General features: G+C 58.4%; 16 protein-coding genes. 9 read left to right on the top strand and 7 right to left on the bottom strand.

Annotated features, from left to right (window positions below):
* Nucleotides 1-11 precede the first annotated feature (11 nt).
* Complete coding sequence (gene rluA / locus ABLV76_RS14795; RefSeq protein WP_004204288.1) at nt 12-671, top strand: bifunctional tRNA pseudouridine(32) synthase/23S rRNA pseudouridine(746) synthase RluA; 660 nt, start codon at nt 12-14, stop codon at nt 669-671.
* Nucleotides 672-713: 42 nt separating this feature from the next.
* On the opposite strand, the gene citX is transcribed toward rluA, so the two are convergent.
* Complete coding sequence (citX, locus tag ABLV76_RS14790) at nt 714-1,253, bottom strand: citrate lyase holo-[acyl-carrier protein] synthase (protein ID WP_004204286.1); 540 nt, start codon at nt 1,251-1,253, stop codon at nt 714-716.
* Nucleotides 1,254-1,432: 179 nt separating this feature from the next.
* Complete coding sequence (locus ABLV76_RS14785; protein WP_004204284.1) at nt 1,433-2,797, bottom strand: 2-hydroxycarboxylate transporter family protein; 1,365 nt, start codon at nt 2,795-2,797, stop codon at nt 1,433-1,435.
* 323 nt (nt 2,798-3,120) lie between these two features.
* On the opposite strand from ABLV76_RS14785, the gene ABLV76_RS14780 reads away from it, so the two are divergent.
* Nucleotides 3,121-4,746 carry a sensor histidine kinase gene (locus ABLV76_RS14780; protein WP_080838581.1) on the top strand — a complete coding sequence of 542 codons (1,626 nt, stop codon included), beginning with the start codon at nt 3,121-3,123 and terminating at the stop codon, nt 4,744-4,746.
* Nucleotides 4,736-5,434 (top strand): response regulator, encoded by a 699-nt coding sequence (locus tag ABLV76_RS14775; RefSeq protein WP_004204282.1) that lies wholly within the window; start codon nt 4,736-4,738, stop codon nt 5,432-5,434. The genes ABLV76_RS14780 and ABLV76_RS14775 overlap by 11 nt, the downstream gene beginning before the upstream one ends.
* Before the next feature lie 30 nt (nt 5,435-5,464).
* Here ABLV76_RS14775 and djlA read toward each other — a convergent pair whose 3' ends face one another.
* The gene (gene djlA, locus ABLV76_RS14770; protein ID WP_135683781.1) at nt 5,465-6,292 is read right to left on the bottom strand and encodes a co-chaperone DjlA; all 828 of its coding nucleotides are present in this window, start codon (nt 6,290-6,292) and stop codon (nt 5,465-5,467) included.
* Nucleotides 6,293-6,535: 243 nt separating this feature from the next.
* Here djlA and lptD point away from each other — a divergent pair, with 243 nt between their 5' ends.
* From lptD to apaH, 6 genes are read left to right on the top strand one after another with little or no spacing between them, the layout of a single operon-like run.
* Nucleotides 6,536-8,884: an LPS assembly protein LptD gene (lptD, locus tag ABLV76_RS14765; RefSeq protein ID WP_032455544.1), complete on the top strand. Its 2,349-nt coding sequence runs from the start codon at nt 6,536-6,538 to the stop codon at nt 8,882-8,884.
* A 54-nt stretch (nt 8,885-8,938) separates the two neighbouring features.
* Nucleotides 8,939-10,225 carry a peptidylprolyl isomerase SurA gene (surA, locus tag ABLV76_RS14760; RefSeq protein ID WP_004204278.1) on the top strand — a complete coding sequence of 429 codons (1,287 nt, stop codon included), beginning with the start codon at nt 8,939-8,941 and terminating at the stop codon, nt 10,223-10,225.
* Nucleotides 10,226-10,230: 5 nt separating this feature from the next.
* On the top strand, nt 10,231-11,220 hold the full coding sequence (pdxA, locus tag ABLV76_RS14755) for a 4-hydroxythreonine-4-phosphate dehydrogenase PdxA (RefSeq protein ID WP_049004275.1): 990 nt from the start codon (nt 10,231-10,233) through the stop codon (nt 11,218-11,220).
* The gene (gene rsmA, locus ABLV76_RS14750; protein ID WP_004204275.1) at nt 11,217-12,038 is read left to right on the top strand and encodes a 16S rRNA (adenine(1518)-N(6)/adenine(1519)-N(6))-dimethyltransferase RsmA; all 822 of its coding nucleotides are present in this window, start codon (nt 11,217-11,219) and stop codon (nt 12,036-12,038) included. Before pdxA ends, rsmA begins: the two co-directional genes overlap by 4 nt.
* A gap of 2 nt (nt 12,039-12,040) precedes the next feature.
* Nucleotides 12,041-12,418: a Co2+/Mg2+ efflux protein ApaG gene (apaG, locus tag ABLV76_RS14745; RefSeq protein ID WP_004204274.1), complete on the top strand. Its 378-nt coding sequence runs from the start codon at nt 12,041-12,043 to the stop codon at nt 12,416-12,418.
* 4 nt (nt 12,419-12,422) lie between these two features.
* Complete coding sequence (gene apaH / locus ABLV76_RS14740; protein WP_004204272.1) at nt 12,423-13,271, top strand: bis(5'-nucleosyl)-tetraphosphatase (symmetrical) ApaH; 849 nt, start codon at nt 12,423-12,425, stop codon at nt 13,269-13,271.
* A gap of 278 nt (nt 13,272-13,549) precedes the next feature.
* Here the strand turns inward: apaH and folA are convergent, their stop codons facing one another.
* The 4 genes from folA to ABLV76_RS14720 all read right to left on the bottom strand — a co-directional run bounded on the left by folA (nt 13,550) and on the right by ABLV76_RS14720 (nt 16,959).
* On the bottom strand, nt 13,550-14,029 hold the full coding sequence (gene folA / locus ABLV76_RS14735; protein WP_004204271.1) for a type 3 dihydrofolate reductase: 480 nt from the start codon (nt 14,027-14,029) through the stop codon (nt 13,550-13,552).
* 173 nt (nt 14,030-14,202) lie between these two features.
* On the bottom strand, nt 14,203-16,068 hold the full coding sequence (gene kefC / locus ABLV76_RS14730) for a glutathione-regulated potassium-efflux system protein KefC (protein ID WP_004204270.1): 1,866 nt from the start codon (nt 16,066-16,068) through the stop codon (nt 14,203-14,205).
* A complete protein-coding gene (gene kefF, locus ABLV76_RS14725) occupies nt 16,061-16,594 on the bottom strand; it encodes a glutathione-regulated potassium-efflux system oxidoreductase KefF (RefSeq protein ID WP_004204269.1) in 534 nt (177 codons plus the stop codon). Before kefF ends, kefC begins: the two co-directional genes overlap by 8 nt.
* Before the next feature lie 131 nt (nt 16,595-16,725).
* Nucleotides 16,726-16,959, bottom strand: coding sequence for a YgdI/YgdR family lipoprotein (locus tag ABLV76_RS14720; RefSeq protein WP_002888059.1), 234 nt, complete (start codon nt 16,957-16,959; stop codon nt 16,726-16,728).
* Nucleotides 16,960-17,048 lie beyond the last annotated feature (89 nt).

Here is a 17,048-nt window from a genome sequence, read left to right as displayed (position 1 = left end):
CGGAACGCGAAATGGCGATGGAAAACTACAATCCGCCGCAGGATCCCTGGCTGGTGATCCTGTATCAGGATGAGCACATCATGGTGGTCAACAAGCCGAGCGGCTTGTTGTCCGTGCCGGGTCGTCTTGATGAGCATAAAGACAGCGTGATGACGCGCATTCAGCGCGACTTCCCGCAGGCCGAATCGGTGCATCGCCTTGATATGGCCACCAGCGGCGTGATTGTGGTGGCGCTGAATAAGGCGGCCGAGCGCGAACTGAAGCGCCAGTTCCGCGAGCGCGAGCCGAAGAAGCAGTACATCGCCCGCGTCTGGGGCCATCCGCAGCCGGCGGAGGGCCTGGTGGATTTACCGCTGATTTGCGACTGGCCGAACCGGCCAAAGCAGAAGGTGTGTTATGAAACCGGCAAAGCGGCGCAGACCGAGTATGAGGTGCTGGAGTACGCGGAAGATAATACCGCTCGCGTGCGCCTGAAGCCAATTACCGGACGGTCACACCAGCTGCGCGTGCATATGCTGGCGCTGGGACATCCGATCCTTGGCGACCGCTTTTACGCCACGCCGGAGGCGCTGGCGATGGCCCCGCGCCTGCTGCTTCACGCCGAGACGCTCACCATCACCCACCCCGCCTACGGCAACGCGATGACCTTCCGCGCGCCGCTCGACTTTTAGGACCTCCCCGGCAGCGCTCTGCCGCCGGGGAATGCTAACCCGTTAATCGCGGGCAAACCACGCGTCAATCATCTGCTCAACGCGGGCAACGACGAGATCGGTGTCGTGACGACGGCTACGCGCGCAGGCGTGCGCCGGCTCATCGCACAGCAGGCAGCGGCGCTGCGACTCGCCCAGCGACTGGCGTCCCACCTGCCCGCTCTGCGGACAGATCACATCGATATCCCACAAGCGTCCCAGCGGATGGCTCTGCTCCAGCGTACTGCACATCGCTTTGATTTCGCTGGCCGGATGCGCCACGCACCACAGCGCTTCAGGCCCGGTCGGCAGCCACAGCACCTGACGATCCAGCGTTTGCCAGCGGTGCTTCCAAAGCAGCTGATCGCAGGCCTGGAGGGCTACGCCCATCATGTTGCGATAGCGAATGCTGTCCTTCACCGCCCCGGGGGTTACCAGGGTCAGGGAAATAACAGGCTGCTGATAATGGGCCAACCAGTCGGCCTGGCGGGCTGCACGCTGCTCTTTCGCCGCCAGCAATGCGTCGATGCTGACGCCCGCCTGGGCGGGAGTATCCACTGACATTAATTCCTCTCCTACATATGATAAATGCGACAGCGCCTGGACTGTCATAATGATGGTTGCGATAGCCGATCGCGCGCTGATTGTAACGCTAAATGCGGAGCATTTAGGATACAGAACGCAGATATTTTCGGCGTTCTGTAGCGGAAAATAGCAGTTTTATCGCTGAGCGTAGCGTTATATCACGCCAGATAGTGGCTGAGGAACAGCAACCCCAGAGAGACATTTATCGCCCCGCCAATCCGGGTAGCGATCTGCGCGAACGGCATCAGGCTCATGCGGTTACCAGCGGTCAGGATCGCCACATCGCCGGTGCCGCCCTGCCCGCTCTGGCAACAGGAGACAATCGCCACATCGATCGGGTGCATCCCTATCTTTTTACCGACCAGGAAACCGGTCGCCACCAGCGCGGAGACGGTGCTGACGATCACCAGCAGGTTAGTGAAAGTGAAGGCGTTCACCAGCTCCTGCCACGGGGTGATCGCCACACCGACGGCAAAGAGGATCGGGTAGGTGACCGCGGTGCGGAAGAATTTATACACCATCTGCGATCCCTCCTGCAGGCGCGGAGACACCACATTAGCCAGCTTTAACAGCACCGCGAGAAACAGCATGCCCACCGGCGCCGGCAGACCAATCAGTTTGTGGCCGAGCATCCCCATCATATACAGCAGTACCGCCAGCAGCGCGCCGGAGGCCAGCGTCCCGACGTCGGTTTTACCGCTCATGCCTTCACTCTCGCCGAGGCTGCGGGTTTCATGGCTGCGGTTCGGCATCAGTTGCCCTTCGCCGGTCAGATGCGGGAAGCGCTTGCCGAGCTGGTTGAGGCAGCCGGAGATGACGATCGCCGTCAGGCTGCCGAGCATCACCATCGGCAACACCCGGCCCAGGGCCACCCCCTGCTCCATATGCATCAGCGCGGCATAGCCCATCGACAGCGGGATCGCCCCTTCCCCCACGCCGCCGGCCATGATCGGCAGCACGATAAAGAAGAACACCTGAAACGGCTCCATGCCCAGCAGCGTGCCAACGCCGATGCCCACCAGCATGCCGACCACCTCGCCGCACAGCATTGGGAAGAAGATCTTCAGGAAGCCCTGAATCAAGGTGGTGCGGTTCATACTCATGATGCTGCCGACGATAATGCAGCAGATATAGAGATAGAGGATGTTGGTGGATTTATAGAATTTGGTGGTGGATTCCACGACCACGTCTGGCAGCAGGCCGTAATGGACCAGCGCGGAAGGAATAAAAGTGGCGCAGATCGCCGCCGCGCCGAGTTTCCCCAGCACCGGCAGGCGTTTACCAAACTCGCCGCAGGCGAAGCCAAAGAAAGCCAGAGTAGCCACCATCACCACGATATCGCTCGGCAGTTTACCGCCAAGGCAATCGAGGGCAATCAGCCCCCCGGCCAGCAAAAACAGCGGCAGCGGGACGATCCCTACCTTCCAGTTATCCATGATGTGCCACCAGCGCTGCCTGAGCGTGGCTTTCGGCGTATTGATCGGTTCAAGGGTTGCAGAGAATGCATTGTCTGTCGTGCTCATAAATTCAGCCCTGTCGTTATTATTCATTTTCAGCGTAAAGGGACAGCGGCGTCGTTAATGTGAAGCTCCCCGAATTAAAAAAGAAGTTTTAATGGTCACTATGGTTTTTATGGTTTCTATTCGCGGATCCGCGCAGGGGTGATATATCTCTGATTTATTATCGTGGTTTTTATGGTTTTTATTTCCCATCACGCCTTATATCCACCGCAACTGCTGGCGGCAGCCCGCGCCTGCGCCACTGATCACAACTTTCCTTTAACATTTACGTCACGTGACAGAAAAATGATAGAGTGCCGGTATGGTGAATACGTCGTCCGGGACCTATGAAATTATCTTTTCAATATAAGCTGTTTATTTCGCTGGTCGCTTTTTTCTCAGTCCTCTTTATCGCGCTGGGTATTTATTATTACTTTGATGCCAGCCGCCAGCTTTATCAGGAAATGAGCGCCCGGGCCAAAATTCAGGCCGAAGAGATAGCCCTGATGCCAAATTTACGTCAGCAGGTCAGCCGGCATGACCCACAGGCGATTCAGGCGTTTATGCAGCAAATCGCCGCCCATAGTGACGCCAGCTTTATCGTCATCGGCGACCGCCAGGGGGTGCATCTGTTTCATTCGGTCCATCCGGAGTGGGTCGGCACGCGGCTGGTTGGCGGCGACAACCAGGCGGTACTGGAGGGAAAATCCATTACCACCATTCGCAAAGGCGGACTTGGGGTCTCGCTGCGCAGCAAAACGCCGATCGTCGATGAGGAGGGGCGGGTGATCGGCATTGTCTCCGTCGGCTACCTCACCAGCTATCTCGACAGCATTACCCTGACCAAAGTGATCAATATTTTTATCGCCGCCGTTCTGCTGCTCATCGCCCTGTTTATCTTCTCCTGGTACTTTACCCGCAGCATCAAAAAGCAGATTTTTTCGCTCGAGCCGCGGGAGATAGGCCTGCTGGTGCGACAGCAAAAGGCGATGATGGAGTCGATCTTTGAGGGGGTGATCGTCATCGATCGCCTGCGGCGCATTGAGGTGATAAACCATGCCGCCCGCAGCCTGCTGGGACTCAGCCAGCCCGCCAGTCAGCTGCGCGGTCAGTCGATTGACAGCGTGATTTCCCCGCAGCCCTTTTTCGCCAGCGGCGACATGCTTGAGCGCGACACCCACGATGAGCTGTGCCGCTTCAACCAGTTGACCGTGCTCGCCAGTCGGGTGCGCATTATGCTGGAGAATACCCTGCAGGGCTGGGTGATCACATTCCGTGACCGCAATGAAATCAATGCCCTCACCGCCCAGCTGAGCCAGGTGAAGCGCTATGTCGACAATCTGCGCATCATGCGCCACGAGCAGCTCAACCGGATGACTACCCTCTCCGGCCTGCTGCATATGGGCCATTATGACGAAGCGATCCGCTATATTCAGGCCCAGTCGGAACATGCTCAGGAGCTATTGGACTTTATCTCCTCACACTTCCACTCGCCGACGCTATGCGGTCTGCTGCTCGGCAAAGCCACCCGCGCCCGCGAAAAAGGCGTGGCGCTGAGCTTCGACCCGGCCTGCCGCATCGACCGTCCCCTGCCGTCGCTGATGGAATCCGAGCTGATCTCCATCATCGGCAACCTGCTGGATAACGCCATCGAAGCCACGCAGCGCGCCGAGCTTCCGCATGAGCCGGTGGAAGTCCTGATCCAGCTCAACGCCCGGGAGCTGATTATCGAAGTGGCCGACCGCGGCGTCGGCATCCGCCCCGATATCCGCGAGCGCATTTTTGAACGCGGCGTCACCACCAAAACCCGTGGCGATCACGGCATTGGTCTGTATCTTATTGAACATTATGTCACTCAGGCAGGCGGCACCATCGAAGTCGCCGATAACGCGCCGCGGGGAACGATCTTCACCCTGTTTATCCCGGCCGACGCACCTGCCCGTCCGCACCCGGAGGCCCACGATGCATCATGACCTGGTCGATGTGCTAATCATTGAAGATGAGAGCGAGCTGGCGCGCCTGCACGCCGAGCTTGTGCAGAAACACCCGCGCCTGCGGCTGGCGGGCATGGCGGCCTCCCTCGCCCAGGCCCGCCAGTTACTCCACGCCACCCCGCCGCAGCTGGTACTGCTGGATAACTATTTGCCGGACGGCAAAGGGGTGACGCTGATGACCGATCCGGCGCTGGCGACCAGCCAATGCTCGGTGATCTTTATCACCGCCGCCAGCGATATGGAAACCTGCAGCCAGGCTATCCGCAACGGCGCCTTCGACTATATTCTTAAGCCGGTATCATGGAAGCGGCTGAGTCAGTCGCTGGAGCGTTTTATCCAGTTCTACGATCAGCAGCGGGAGTGGAAAATCGTCGATCAGCAGAACGTCGATTCCCTCTATCAACTGCAGGCGAAGAATTATCGCGTAGATAGTGGCAGCAAGGGGATTGAAGAGAAGACGCTGGCGCTGGTACAGGGTCTGTTTAGCGGCCGGGAAGCGCACTGCTTTTCCGTTGATGAGGTGGTCAGCGCCGCCGGACTCAGCAAAACCACCGCCCGCCGCTATCTTGAACACGGCGTTGAGACCGGGTTTCTGGAGGTGGAGATGCTGTATGGAAAAATCGGCCATCCGCGGCGGCTGTATCGCCGCGCACAGGCCAAACGCTAACCCCTCTCGCCGGGCGAGGGGCTGAAAAACTCAGAAGCCGCGCTGTTCTTTGATCAGCTCCCAGGCCTTCTGGATCTCCTGGGCTTTCTGTTTGGCCATCTCCATCATCTCCGGCGGCAGCCCTTTCGCCACCAGCTTGTCCGGATGGTGCTCGTTCATCAGCTTACGATAGGCGCGCTTCACCGTCGCCGCGTCGTCAGTCGGTTTCACCCCCAGCACGTTGCAGGCGTCCTCCAGCGTTGGCCCGCGCTGCGCCTGCTGCCAGCCGGCGTTGCCGCCGTGCTGACCATAAGATTGCTGCTGCGAACCGCCGCCAAACTGGGCGCCGCCCTGCATCATTCGCAGGAATTGATCGAACTGGGCGCGGGAGATGCCAAGCTCATCGGCGATGACGAACAGCACTTCACGTTCGTTAGGGTGCAGTTCGCCGTCAGCGAACGCCGCCTGCAGCTGAATTTCCAGAAACATCCGAATCAGATCGAAGCGGCCAAAGCAGACGCTGCGCAGCTGGCGCATCTTCTCGCGCAGCGGATAATTGTCGGCTTTGCCGTCGCGAAACGCCTGCTGCGCCGCGCTACGCGAAGCCCCGTGCAGATTCATGCGATCCATCAGCACATTGGCGACGTGAATATCCGCCTCGGTAACGCGGCCCTTGGATTTGGTCAGATGCCCCATCACTTCAAAGGTGGTGGAAAAGAAGAGCGACTGACGCTCCTGCTGATTGGCGAAGAGATTCAACCGGCGGCTGCGCGCCCGGTCAAACATATGGCCGACCAGGAAGCCGAGCACCACGCCCCAGAACCCACCGCCCATCAGCAAAGCTACTGCCACGCCAATCACTTTACCCAAATACTGCATAGACTCCCCAACTGTTTGTCGCCGTTAAGCACGAATATGACCGCACGTTACCCGGCACTCGCGCCTCGGTCAATTGTGGGACATAGCCTATAATTTGCTTTATCATACTCGTCATTCAACAGGGTGCCTAACGCTCGGGCTTGAAACGGGCAGGATTAACACTAGCGTGATAAAGTTGAGTAAGTTAGGCTCTGACCGTTTGCAAGCCGCTGCCACAAGATGATGGAACAATAAATACAACGTATGAAAAAACGTATTCCCAGCCTCCTGGCTACGATGATTGCCAGCGCCTTGTATAGCCAACAAGGCCTCGCTGCCGATCTCGCAACGCAATGTATGCTTGGCGTGCCAAGCTTTGATCGTCCGCTCGTGGAAGGGCGGCCTGGCGATCTGCCGGTGACGATTAACGCCGATCATGCGAAGGGCAATTACCCGGACAACGCCGTCTTTACCGGCAACGTCGATATCAACCAGGGGAATAGCCGCCTCCGCGCCGACGAAGTTCAGCTGCATCAGCAGCAGGCCGCGGGCCAGGCGCAGCCGGTGCGCACGGTGGACGCGCTGGGCAACGTGCATTACGACGATAACCAGGTGATCCTCAAAGGACCAAAAGCCTGGTCGAATCTGAATACCAAAGATACCAACGTCTGGCAGGGCGATTATCAAATGGTCGGACGCCAGGGACGCGGTACTGCTGACCTGATGAAACAGCGCGGTGAAAACCGCTATACCATTCTGGAAAACGGCAGCTTTACCTCCTGTCTGCCGGGCTCCGACACCTGGAGCGTCGTGGGCAGCGAAGTTATCCACGATCGCGAAGAGCAGGTCGCCGAGATCTGGAACGCCCGCTTCAAGCTTGGCTCCGTGCCGATTTTCTACAGCCCCTACCTGCAGCTGCCGGTGGGCGATAAGCGTCGTTCAGGCTTCCTGATCCCGAACGCGAAATACAGCACCAAAAACGGCGTGGAATTCTCCCTGCCGTACTACTGGAACATCGCGCCAAACTTCGATGCCACCATCACCCCGCACTATATGAACAAGCGCGGCGGCGTGATGTGGGAAAACGAATTCCGCTACCTGACCCAGCTCGGCAGCGGCTTAACGGAGTTCGACTACCTGCCGTCGGATAAAGTCTACGAAGATGACCACTCCAGCGACAGCAACAGCCGCCGCTGGCTGTTCTACTGGAACCACTCCGGGGTTATCGATCAAGTGTGGCGTCTGAACGCTGACTACACCAAGGTCAGCGATCCTGACTACTTCAACGATTTCAGCTCGAAGTATGGTTCCAGTACCGACGGCTATGCGACGCAGAAATTCAGCGCCGGGTATGTCAATCAGAACTTCGACGCCACGGTCTCAACCAAGCAGTTCCAGGTCTTCGATCGGGAGTCGAGCAACTCCTACTCGGCTGAGCCGCAGCTCGACATTAACTACTACCAGAACGATGTCGGTCCGTTCGATACCCATCTGTACGGCCAGGTCGCCCATTTTGTTAACTCGAATAACAACATGCCGGAAGCGACCCGCGTTCACTTCGAACCGACGATCAACCTGCCGCTGTCGAACGGCTGGGGCAGTCTGAATACCGAAGCCAAGCTGCTGGCGACCCACTACCAGCAGAGCAACCTCGATAAGTACAACGCCGCCAACGGCACGGACTACAAAGAGTCCGTTAGCCGCGTGATGCCGCAGTTTAAAGTCGACGGCAAAATGGTCTTCGAGCGCGACCTGCAGGAGGGATTCACCCAAACGCTGGAACCGCGCATGCAGTATCTGTATGTGCCGTACCGCGATCAGAGTGAAATCGGCAGCTACGACTCCACGCTGTTGCAGTCGGACTACACCGGCCTGTTCCGCGACCGTACCTATAGCGGTCTCGACCGCATCGCGTCGGCCAATCAGGTCACTACCGGTATCACCTCGCGCGTGTATGACGCCGCCGCGGTGGAACGTTTTAACATTTCCGTTGGTCAAATCTACTATTTCACCGAGTCACGCACCGGTGATGACAACATCAACTGGGAGAACAACGACACCACGGGTTCACTGGTATGGGCCGGCGACACCTACTGGCGCATTGCCGATAACTGGGGTCTGCGCGGCGGGATCCAGTACGATACGCGTCTGGATAACGTCGCAACCGGTAACGGCACCATTGAATACCGTCGCGATGAAAACCGCTTAGTCCAGCTTAACTATCGTTACGCCAGCCCGGAATATATTCAGGCCACACTGCCGTCATATTCCACCGCGGCGCAATATAAAGAGGGTATCTCGCAGGTGGGGATGACCGCCAGCTGGCCGATCGTCGATCGCTGGTCCGTGGTCGGTGCCTACTACTACGATACCAATACCCGGAAAGCAGCAAACCAGATGTTGGGTGTCCAGTATAACTCCTGCTGCTACGCCATCCGTCTTGGCTACGAACGCAAAGTCAACGGCTGGGATAGCAACAACAACGGCGGCGAGAGCAAATACGACAACACCTTCGGAATCAATATCGAATTGCGCGGTCTGAGCTCTAACTACGGCCTCGGCACCCAGCAGATGCTGCGTTCGAACATTTTACCGTACCAGAGCTCCCTGTGATGCGGCTGGTTTACAACATCATCCGCATTTGCGGTTAATCGAAATGGAAAAAGTATGAAGAACTGGAAAACGCTGCTTCTCGGTATCGCCATGATCGCGAATACCAGTTTCGCTGCCCCCCAAGTGGTCGATAAAGTAGCGGCCGTCGTCAATAATGGCGTCGTGCTGGAAAGCGACGTCGATGGTTTGATGCAATCGGTTAAGCTCAATGCTGGTCAGGCTGGCCAACAGCTGCCGGATGACGCGACCCTGCGCCATCAGATCCTCGAAAGACTGATCATGGACCAGATCGTGTTACAGATGGGGCAGAAGATGGGCGTGAAGGTCTCTGACGACCAGCTCGATCAGGCCATCGCCAACATCGCTAAACAAAACAACATGACCATGGATCAGATGCGCAGCCGTCTGGCCTATGAAGGCATCAACTACAACACCTACCGTAACCAGATCCGTAAAGAGATGCTGATTTCGGAAGTGCGTAACAATGAAGTGCGTCGTCGCATCACCGTGCTGCCGCAGGAAGTGGAAGCGCTGGCCAAACAGATCGGCGACCAGAACGACGCCAGCACCGAGCTCAACCTGAGCCACATCCTGATCCCGCTGCCGGAGAACCCGACCTCCGATCAAGTCGCCGCGGCCCAGGAGCAAGCGAATGCTATCGTTGAGCAAGCGCGCAACGGCGCCAACTTCGGTAAACTGGCGATCACCTACTCCGCCGACCAGCAGGCGCTGAAGGGCGGCCAGATGGGCTGGGGTCGTATCCAGGAGCTGCCGGGCATTTTCGCCCAGGCGTTAAGCACCGCGAAGAAAGGGGATATCGTCGGTCCGATCCGTTCCGGCGTCGGCTTCCACATTCTGAAAGTGAACGATCTGCGCGGCGGGACCCAGAACATCTCCGTCACTGAAGTACATGCCCGTCATATTCTGCTGAAGCCATCGCCAATCATGAACGATGCGCAGGCTCAGGCGAAGCTGGAGCAAATTGCCGCCGACATTAAGAGCGGGAAAACCACCTTCGCTAAAGCGGCGAAAGCGTATTCTGAAGATCCGGGCTCGGCGAACCAGGGCGGTGATTTAGGCTGGGCCACGCCGGATATCTTCGACCCGGCGTTCCGCGATGCGCTGATGCGTCTGAACAAAGGGCAGACCAGCGGACCGGTGCACTCCTCCTTCGGCTGGCACCTGATCGAACTGCTGGATAGCCGTCAGGTCGACAGAACCGACGCCGCGCAGAAAGATCGTGCTTACCGTATGCTGATGAACCGCAAATTCTCTGAAGAAGCGGCAACCTGGATGCAGGAACAGCGCGCCAGTGCGTATGTTAAAATTCTGAGCAACTAATATCGATGCCTGAAACCCGTAAAGTTGTTATCACTCCCGGCGAACCCGCCGGGATTGGCCCTGACCTGGTCGTGCAGCTTGCCCAGCGCGACTGGCCAGTTGAGCTGGTGATCTGCGCCGACGGCGCCCTGTTAACTGACCGAGCCCAAAGGCTCGGTCTTCCTTTATCTCTCCTGCCATACGATCCTGCGCAACCGCCCGTTCCGCAGCGTGCCGGTACGCTGACGCTGCTTAACGTCCCGCTGAGCGTCCCGGCGGAGCCCGGCGTGCTGAACGTACAGAACGGCGCCTACGTGGTCGAGACGCTGGCGCGCGCCTGCGACGGCTGCCTGAGCGGCGAATTCGCGGCGTTAGTGACCGGCCCGGTGCACAAAGGCAACATCAACGACGCCGGCATCGCCTTCACCGGTCATACCGAGTTCTTCGAAGAGCGCGCGCAGGCCAGCAAAGTGGTGATGATGCTGGCGACCGAGGAGCTGCGGGTGGCGCTGGTGACGACCCATCTGCCGTTGAAAGCCATCAGCGAGGCGATAACGCCCGACCTGCTGCGCGAGATCATCACGATTCTCGATCACGACCTGCGCACGAAATTTGGTATTGCCCAGCCGCACGTGCTGGTTTGCGGGCTTAACCCGCATGCTGGCGAAGGCGGTCATATGGGAACGGAAGAGATAGACACCATCATTCCGGTGCTGGAAGAGATGCGCGGGAAGGGGATGAACCTCAGCGGTCCGCTGCCAGCTGACACCCTTTTCCAGCCCAAATACCTTGACCATGCCGATGCAGTACTCGCGATGTACCACGATCAGGGCCTGCCCGTGCTAAAATACCAGGGCTTTGGCCGCGGCGTGAACATTACGCTCGGTTTACCTTTTATTCGTACCTCCGTCGACCACGGCACCGCACTGGAATTAGCGGGCCAGGGAACAGCGGACGTCGGCAGTTTTATCACGGCGCTTAATCTCGCCATCAAAATGATTGTTAATACCCAATGAATAATCGAGTCCATCAGGGCCATTTAGCCCGTAAACGCTTCGGGCAGAACTTCCTCAACGATCAGTTTGTGATCGACAGCATCGTCTCGGCGATTAATCCGCAGAAAGGCCAGGCGATGGTTGAAATCGGCCCCGGTCTCGCCGCGCTGACCGAGCCGGTCGGCGAACGCCTTGACCAGTTGACCGTCATTGAGCTGGACCGCGATCTGGCGGCACGCCTGCAGACGCATCCGTTCCTCGGGCCGAAGCTGACCATCTATCAGCAGGATGCGATGACCATGAACTTCGGCGAACTGGCGGAGAAAATGGGTCAGCCGCTGCGCGTCTTCGGCAACCTGCCGTACAATATTTCGACCCCGCTGATGTTCCATCTGTTCAGCTATACTGATGCCATTGCCGATATGCACTTTATGCTGCAGAAGGAAGTGGTGAATCGTCTGGTTGCCGGACCGAACAGTAAGGCGTATGGTCGGTTAAGCGTGATGGCGCAATATTATTGCCAGGTGATCCCGGTACTCGAAGTGCCGCCGAGCGCGTTCACCCCGCCGCCTAAGGTCGATTCCGCGGTGGTCCGTCTGGTGCCGCACAGCACGATGCCGTATCCGGTCAAAGAGATCCGGGTGCTGAGCCGCATCACCACCGAAGCGTTCAACCAGCGCCGCAAGACCATCCGCAACAGTCTCGGCAATCTGTTCAGTGTGGAAGTGCTGACCGAGCTGGGCATCGACCCGGCCATGCGTGCAGAAAATATTTCCGTGGCGCAGTACTGCCAGATGGCCAACTGGCTGTCTGACAATCTGCCATCGAAGGAGAGCTAACCATGATTAATTCGCCTCGTGTTTGCGTCCAGGTGCAAAGCGTCTATATCGAATCGCAATCTTCTCCGGAAGAAGAGCGCTACGTCTTCGCTTATACCGTCACCATTCGCAATCTGGGGCGGAGTCAGGTTCAGCTGCTTGGCCGCTACTGGCTCATCACTAACGGCCACGGTCGTGAGACTGAAGTTCAGGGTGAAGGGGTGGTCGGCGAGCAACCGCATATTCCCGCCGGCGGTGAATATCAATATACCAGCGGCGCGGTCATTGAAACGCCGCTGGGAACCATGCAGGGTCATTATGAGATGATCGATATCGACGGCGCGCCGTTCCGTATCGAGATCCCTGTTTTCCGTCTCGCAGTTCCAACGCTCATTCATTAAAACAATGTCAACATACCTTATTGGCGACGTTCACGGTTGCTACGATGAACTGATCGCATTATTAGCGCAGGTTGAATTCGACCCGCGGAGCGATACGCTGTGGCTGACCGGCGATCTGGTAGCCCGTGGCCCGGGGTCGCTGGAGGTTCTGCGCTATGTCAAATCTCTGGGCGACAGCGTGCGACTGGTGCTGGGCAATCACGATTTACACTTGCTGGCGGTCTTCGCCGGCATCAGCCGCAACAAGCCGAAGGATCGTCTGAAATCACTGCTGGAAGCGCCGGATGCCGATGAGCTGCTTAACTGGCTGCGTCGTCAGCCGCTGCTCCAGGTGGACGAAGAGAAAAAGCTGGTGATGGCCCATGCCGGCATCACGCCGCAGTGGGATCTGGAGACCGCCCAGCAGTGCGCGCGCGATGTTGAAGCGGTGCTCTCCAGCGACTCCTACCCTTTCTTCCTTGATGCCATGTACGGCGACATGCCGAATCACTGGAGCAACGAGCTGAGCGGCCTGGCGCGCCTGCGCTTTATCTCTAACGCTTTTACCCGCATGCGCTACTGCTTCCCGAACGGCCAGCTGGATATGTACTCGAAAGAAGCGCCCGAGGACGCCCCGGCGCCGCTGAAGCCGTGGTTTGCCATTCCTGGTCCGGTCAGCAGTGCCTACAGCATTGCCTTTGGTCACTGGGCGTCGCTGGAGGGACGCGGTACGCCGGAGGGCATTTACGCGCTGGATACCGGCTGCTGCTGGGGCGGTGAACTCACCTGCCTGCGCTGGGAGGATAAGCAGTACTTTACCCAGCCGTCGAACCGGCAGAAAAGCCTCGACGAAGGCGAAGCCGTCGCGTCCTGAAGAAACAGGCGCACTCCCCCGGGCCCGCGCAAGCGCAGCGCCGCCGGGCAAGAACTGCGGACGCGGAGCCGCTTTTGTGTCGGGTGGCGGCTAACGCCTTACCCGACCTACGTTTAGGTGCCATTTGTCAGCCGGGCAGCACTCTGGAAAGACGCATCCCGCGACAGGAGACATGGCGCAGAAAAGTAGTGGCAGCGTCATCCGCGCTGAATTCACGCCAAAGAAAACCCCGGTCACGCCAGACGCGACCGGGGTTTTTTCATTGCTATCCTTCCCGCTTAACGGCGTTCGAGGATCTCAAAGCAGTAGCTGTGGGAGTTCTGCGCGTCGGCGTCATGAAACTCGCTGAACACCGATTCCCACTGGTCCGGATCGTAATCCGGGAAATGGGTATCGCCTTCCACTTCCGCATCGATATGGGTCAGATAGAGCTTCTGCGCCTTTGGCAGGAACTGCTCATACACCCGACCGCCGCCGATCACCATGATCTCTTCCACATCGCCGCAGGCGGCAATCGCTTCGTCAACGGAGGAGACCCACTGCACGCGATCGTCGCTGCCTGGCTTGCTGCTGATCACGATATTTTTACGCCCCGGCAACGGGCGCCCAATGGATTCCCAGGTCAGACGCCCCATCACTACCGGCTTATTTAATGTGTTGCGTTTGAACCAGGCGAGATCGGCAGGCAGGTTCCATGGCATGGCGTTTTCCATACCAATGACGCGATCTACCGCTAACGCCGCAATCAGACTGATCATTCATTCATTCCTGAGTACAAAAAATTGTCGCCACTATACGGAAAGCGTACAACTTCGTCGACTGGCCGGAGGGTAAAGAATAAGAAAATTTTCTGATTTGCTGGCAAGCCCACGTTCACACCGTGGGCCGCCAGAACAGGATCCAAACGAAAACAGAATGTTACTGATTAGCGTCAGGCGGAGGGCTTATTTTCCGGCTCATCGGCGATATCGCCGGTGTGCCTGCCCTCTTCCGTCCCCTGCCAACCGTGCCGCTGCACCAGCGACAGATGATGACGATCTTCGTTGATGATGCCGGTCAGCATATCGCTGGTCCGCTTGAAGACCGCCACCCGCGACGCCGCGTCGTTTTCCGCCATCGCCACCATCTCTTCGACCATCTGCAGGTTGAAACGACGGAACAGATCGGCCCGCTCGCGCGCTTCATACGCGCCTAGCCCCAGCGCCTCCAGGGTCATTCGGCCGGATTTCAGCGCCGCCTCGAAGGTTTCACGCTCCGGGGCATCAACGCCAGCCTGACGCAGCTGGATATAGTGATCGACATCGCGGGCGCGGGAGATAATCTGCAGATGCGGAAAATGCTCTTTTACCCTCGCCACCAGCTCCAGGCTGACGTGCGGATCGTCAATGGCATTGATCAGTACCTCCGCCTTTTCGGCGCCGGCCGACTCCAGCAGATCGACCCGGGTGGCGTCGCCGTAGAAGACCTTCATATCAAATTTGCGCAGAGTATCGACATGGTCCGGGTCATGATCGAGGATCACCATCTTCACCCCGCTGGAGAGCAGTAGTCGCCCGGCGATCTGCCCGAAGCGGCCAAAGCCGGCGACAATCACCCGCGGCTGCTCTTCATCAATCTCGTCCGCATCCCGCGCCTGGCCGCTGGACGATTTCTCCAGACGGGTCAACAGCACCAGCAGAATGGGGGTTGCCGCCATCGACAGCGCCACCGCCAGGGTCAGCGCCTTTGCCCATTCGCCGTCCAGCACCTCCGCCATCCGCGCGGCGCCAAAGACCACAAACGCGAACTCACTCCCCTGCCCCAGCAGCACCGCAAACCAGCGGCGCTGAGCGCGAGGCACGCCAAGCGGCCTGGCGATAAGCCACAGCATCAGCATTTTTATCGCCAGGAAACCCACCAGCAAAATCACGATACGCAGCGGATGGGTGACCAGGGTGCCGAAATCAATCGACATCCCGACGCCGATAAAAAACAGCCCCAGCAGCAGGCCTTTAAACGGCTCAATATCGCTTTCCAGCGCATGGCGATACTCGGAGCTGGCCAGCAACACCCCGGCGAGAAACGCCCCCATCGCCATCGACAGCCCCACCTCCTCCAGCAACAGCCCAAAGCCGAAGACCAGGAACAGGGCCACGGCGCTGAATACTTCGCGCAGACCGGAACGGGCGACAAAACGCAGCAACGGACGGGTCAGATAGCGCCCCAGCACCACCACCAGCGCCAGCGCCGCGGCCACCTTCAGCGCGGAAAGGGCAAAAGCCATCAGCGAAGTGGCGCCGCCGCTGGCCGCCAGCAGCGGGATCATGGCCACCAGCGGGATCGCCGCGATATCCTGGAACAGCAGCACCGCGAAGGCGCTGCGCCCCATCTGCGATACCGTCAGATTGCGCTCATTCATCGCCTGCATGGCGATCGCGGTTGAGGAGAGCGCCAGGGTCATACCGATCAGCTCAGCCACCTGCCAACGCAACCCCAGCAGCATGCAGAAGAGGCCGATCAATACCCCACAGGCCACCATCTGCAGCGCACCGCCGCCAAACACCGAAGCGCGCAGCTTCCACAGACGCTGCGGATCCAGTTCCAGACCAATGACGAACAGCATCAGCACCACGCCAATCTCGGCAAAGTGCAGAATCGCCTCGGCATCGGTCACCAGCCGCAGCCCCCACGGCCCAATAATACAGCCGGCGATGAGATAGCCCAGCACCGACCCAAGCCCAAGGCGGACGGCGATGGGCACAATCAGCGCCGCGGCGCCCAGGTAAATCAGCGCCTGTATCAGCGTATGGCTATCCATTCTGATGTGCCTCCTGCCAGTCGATTAAGCGTTGACGATAATGGCGGGCCTGCGCCTGCAGCGTTTCGTCATCGCAGATAAAGGTGCAGTGCATGGCGAACGGCGGCAGCCATTTCATCCCGCAGTAGAGCGCCGTGGCCTGCAGCGGCTGCGCCAGCACCGGGAAACCGGGAAACGAACCGATATCAAAGTGGCTTTCACCGCCGCCGGTGGTCACCGCCCACATCAGCGATTTACCGCGCAGCGCAATACCGTTATGGCCATAGGCCCAGCCGTGCGACAGCACTTTGTCCATCCACAGCTTCAGCAGCGGCGGCACGCTATACCACTGCATCGGGTGCTGCCAGATAACCAGATCGGCACGGGCGAGCGCCGCCTGCTCGGCGGCGACATCGATATTAAAGTCGGGATAGAGTTGATAGAGGGAGCGTATCTCTACGCCTTCAAGCGTCCCTGCTTGTTCAAGCATTCGCTTATTCGCATGCGAATGCTGCGGATAAGGATGCGCATAAATTATCAGAATCATTGATTGGCCTGCGTTAGCTCTTGTCGTAATCAGCAAGAGTGTAGACAGTTAAATGAACCGCTTACAATGATAACTGTGATTTATGTCGCGGTGGTGGACACAACGCGCGCCTGAATGGCAAACGTCAGGCCTTAATTATCCAGCTCATCCATAGATTTCACCTGATCGCGGTTAATCTGCTCCACGCGTCCGGTTTCGGCATTTTTGTAAGAGACCAGACCGGTATCATCATCCACCTGCGGTTTACCGCTGGTGACAATGGTCTTGCCGTCGGTGGTTTTGATCGACTGATTCGATGAGCAGCCGGCCACGAACATGATTGCCGTCGCTGCCAGTGCGGATGCCACCAGAATATTGTTCCGCATTGTATCCTCCTGTCTTTTCATCAATAGGTATCGTTATGGTGCTAACTATAGTTAGCCTGACCCGACAGGGGGTTAAAAGCAGAACTCTC

This window comes from Klebsiella sp. GB_Kp047 (assembly GCF_040065235.1).
Classification (GTDB): domain Bacteria; phylum Pseudomonadota; class Gammaproteobacteria; order Enterobacterales; family Enterobacteriaceae; genus Klebsiella; species Klebsiella quasipneumoniae.
This window is presented reverse-complemented; position numbering and strand designations above follow the sequence as displayed.

What these genes read in the sequence shown, in the direction of transcription:
- ABLV76_RS14785 (WP_004204284.1), bottom strand. Translation starts at nt 2,797, where the DNA reads ATGAGCACGACAGACAATGCATTCTCTGCAACCCTTGAACCGATCAAT.
- rsmA (WP_004204275.1), top strand. Translation starts at nt 11,217, where the DNA reads ATGAATAATCGAGTCCATCAGGGCCATTTAGCCCGTAAACGCTTCGGG.
- ABLV76_RS14780 (WP_080838581.1), top strand. Translation starts at nt 3,121, where the DNA reads ATGAAATTATCTTTTCAATATAAGCTGTTTATTTCGCTGGTCGCTTTT.
- apaG (WP_004204274.1), top strand. Translation starts at nt 12,041, where the DNA reads ATGATTAATTCGCCTCGTGTTTGCGTCCAGGTGCAAAGCGTCTATATC.
- ABLV76_RS14775 (WP_004204282.1), top strand. Translation starts at nt 4,736, where the DNA reads ATGCATCATGACCTGGTCGATGTGCTAATCATTGAAGATGAGAGCGAG.
- folA (WP_004204271.1), bottom strand. Translation starts at nt 14,029, where the DNA reads ATGATCAGTCTGATTGCGGCGTTAGCGGTAGATCGCGTCATTGGTATG.
- citX (WP_004204286.1), bottom strand. Translation starts at nt 1,253, where the DNA reads ATGTCAGTGGATACTCCCGCCCAGGCGGGCGTCAGCATCGACGCATTG.
- surA (WP_004204278.1), top strand. Translation starts at nt 8,939, where the DNA reads ATGAAGAACTGGAAAACGCTGCTTCTCGGTATCGCCATGATCGCGAAT.
- kefF (WP_004204269.1), bottom strand. Translation starts at nt 16,594, where the DNA reads ATGATTCTGATAATTTATGCGCATCCTTATCCGCAGCATTCGCATGCG.
- pdxA (WP_049004275.1), top strand. Translation starts at nt 10,231, where the DNA reads ATGCCTGAAACCCGTAAAGTTGTTATCACTCCCGGCGAACCCGCCGGG.
- rluA (WP_004204288.1), top strand. Translation starts at nt 12, where the DNA reads ATGGCGATGGAAAACTACAATCCGCCGCAGGATCCCTGGCTGGTGATC.
- djlA (WP_135683781.1), bottom strand. Translation starts at nt 6,292, where the DNA reads ATGCAGTATTTGGGTAAAGTGATTGGCGTGGCAGTAGCTTTGCTGATG.
- kefC (WP_004204270.1), bottom strand. Translation starts at nt 16,068, where the DNA reads ATGGATAGCCATACGCTGATACAGGCGCTGATTTACCTGGGCGCCGCG.
- ABLV76_RS14720 (WP_002888059.1), bottom strand. Translation starts at nt 16,959, where the DNA reads ATGCGGAACAATATTCTGGTGGCATCCGCACTGGCAGCGACGGCAATC.
- apaH (WP_004204272.1), top strand. Translation starts at nt 12,423, where the DNA reads ATGTCAACATACCTTATTGGCGACGTTCACGGTTGCTACGATGAACTG.
- lptD (WP_032455544.1), top strand. Translation starts at nt 6,536, where the DNA reads ATGAAAAAACGTATTCCCAGCCTCCTGGCTACGATGATTGCCAGCGCC.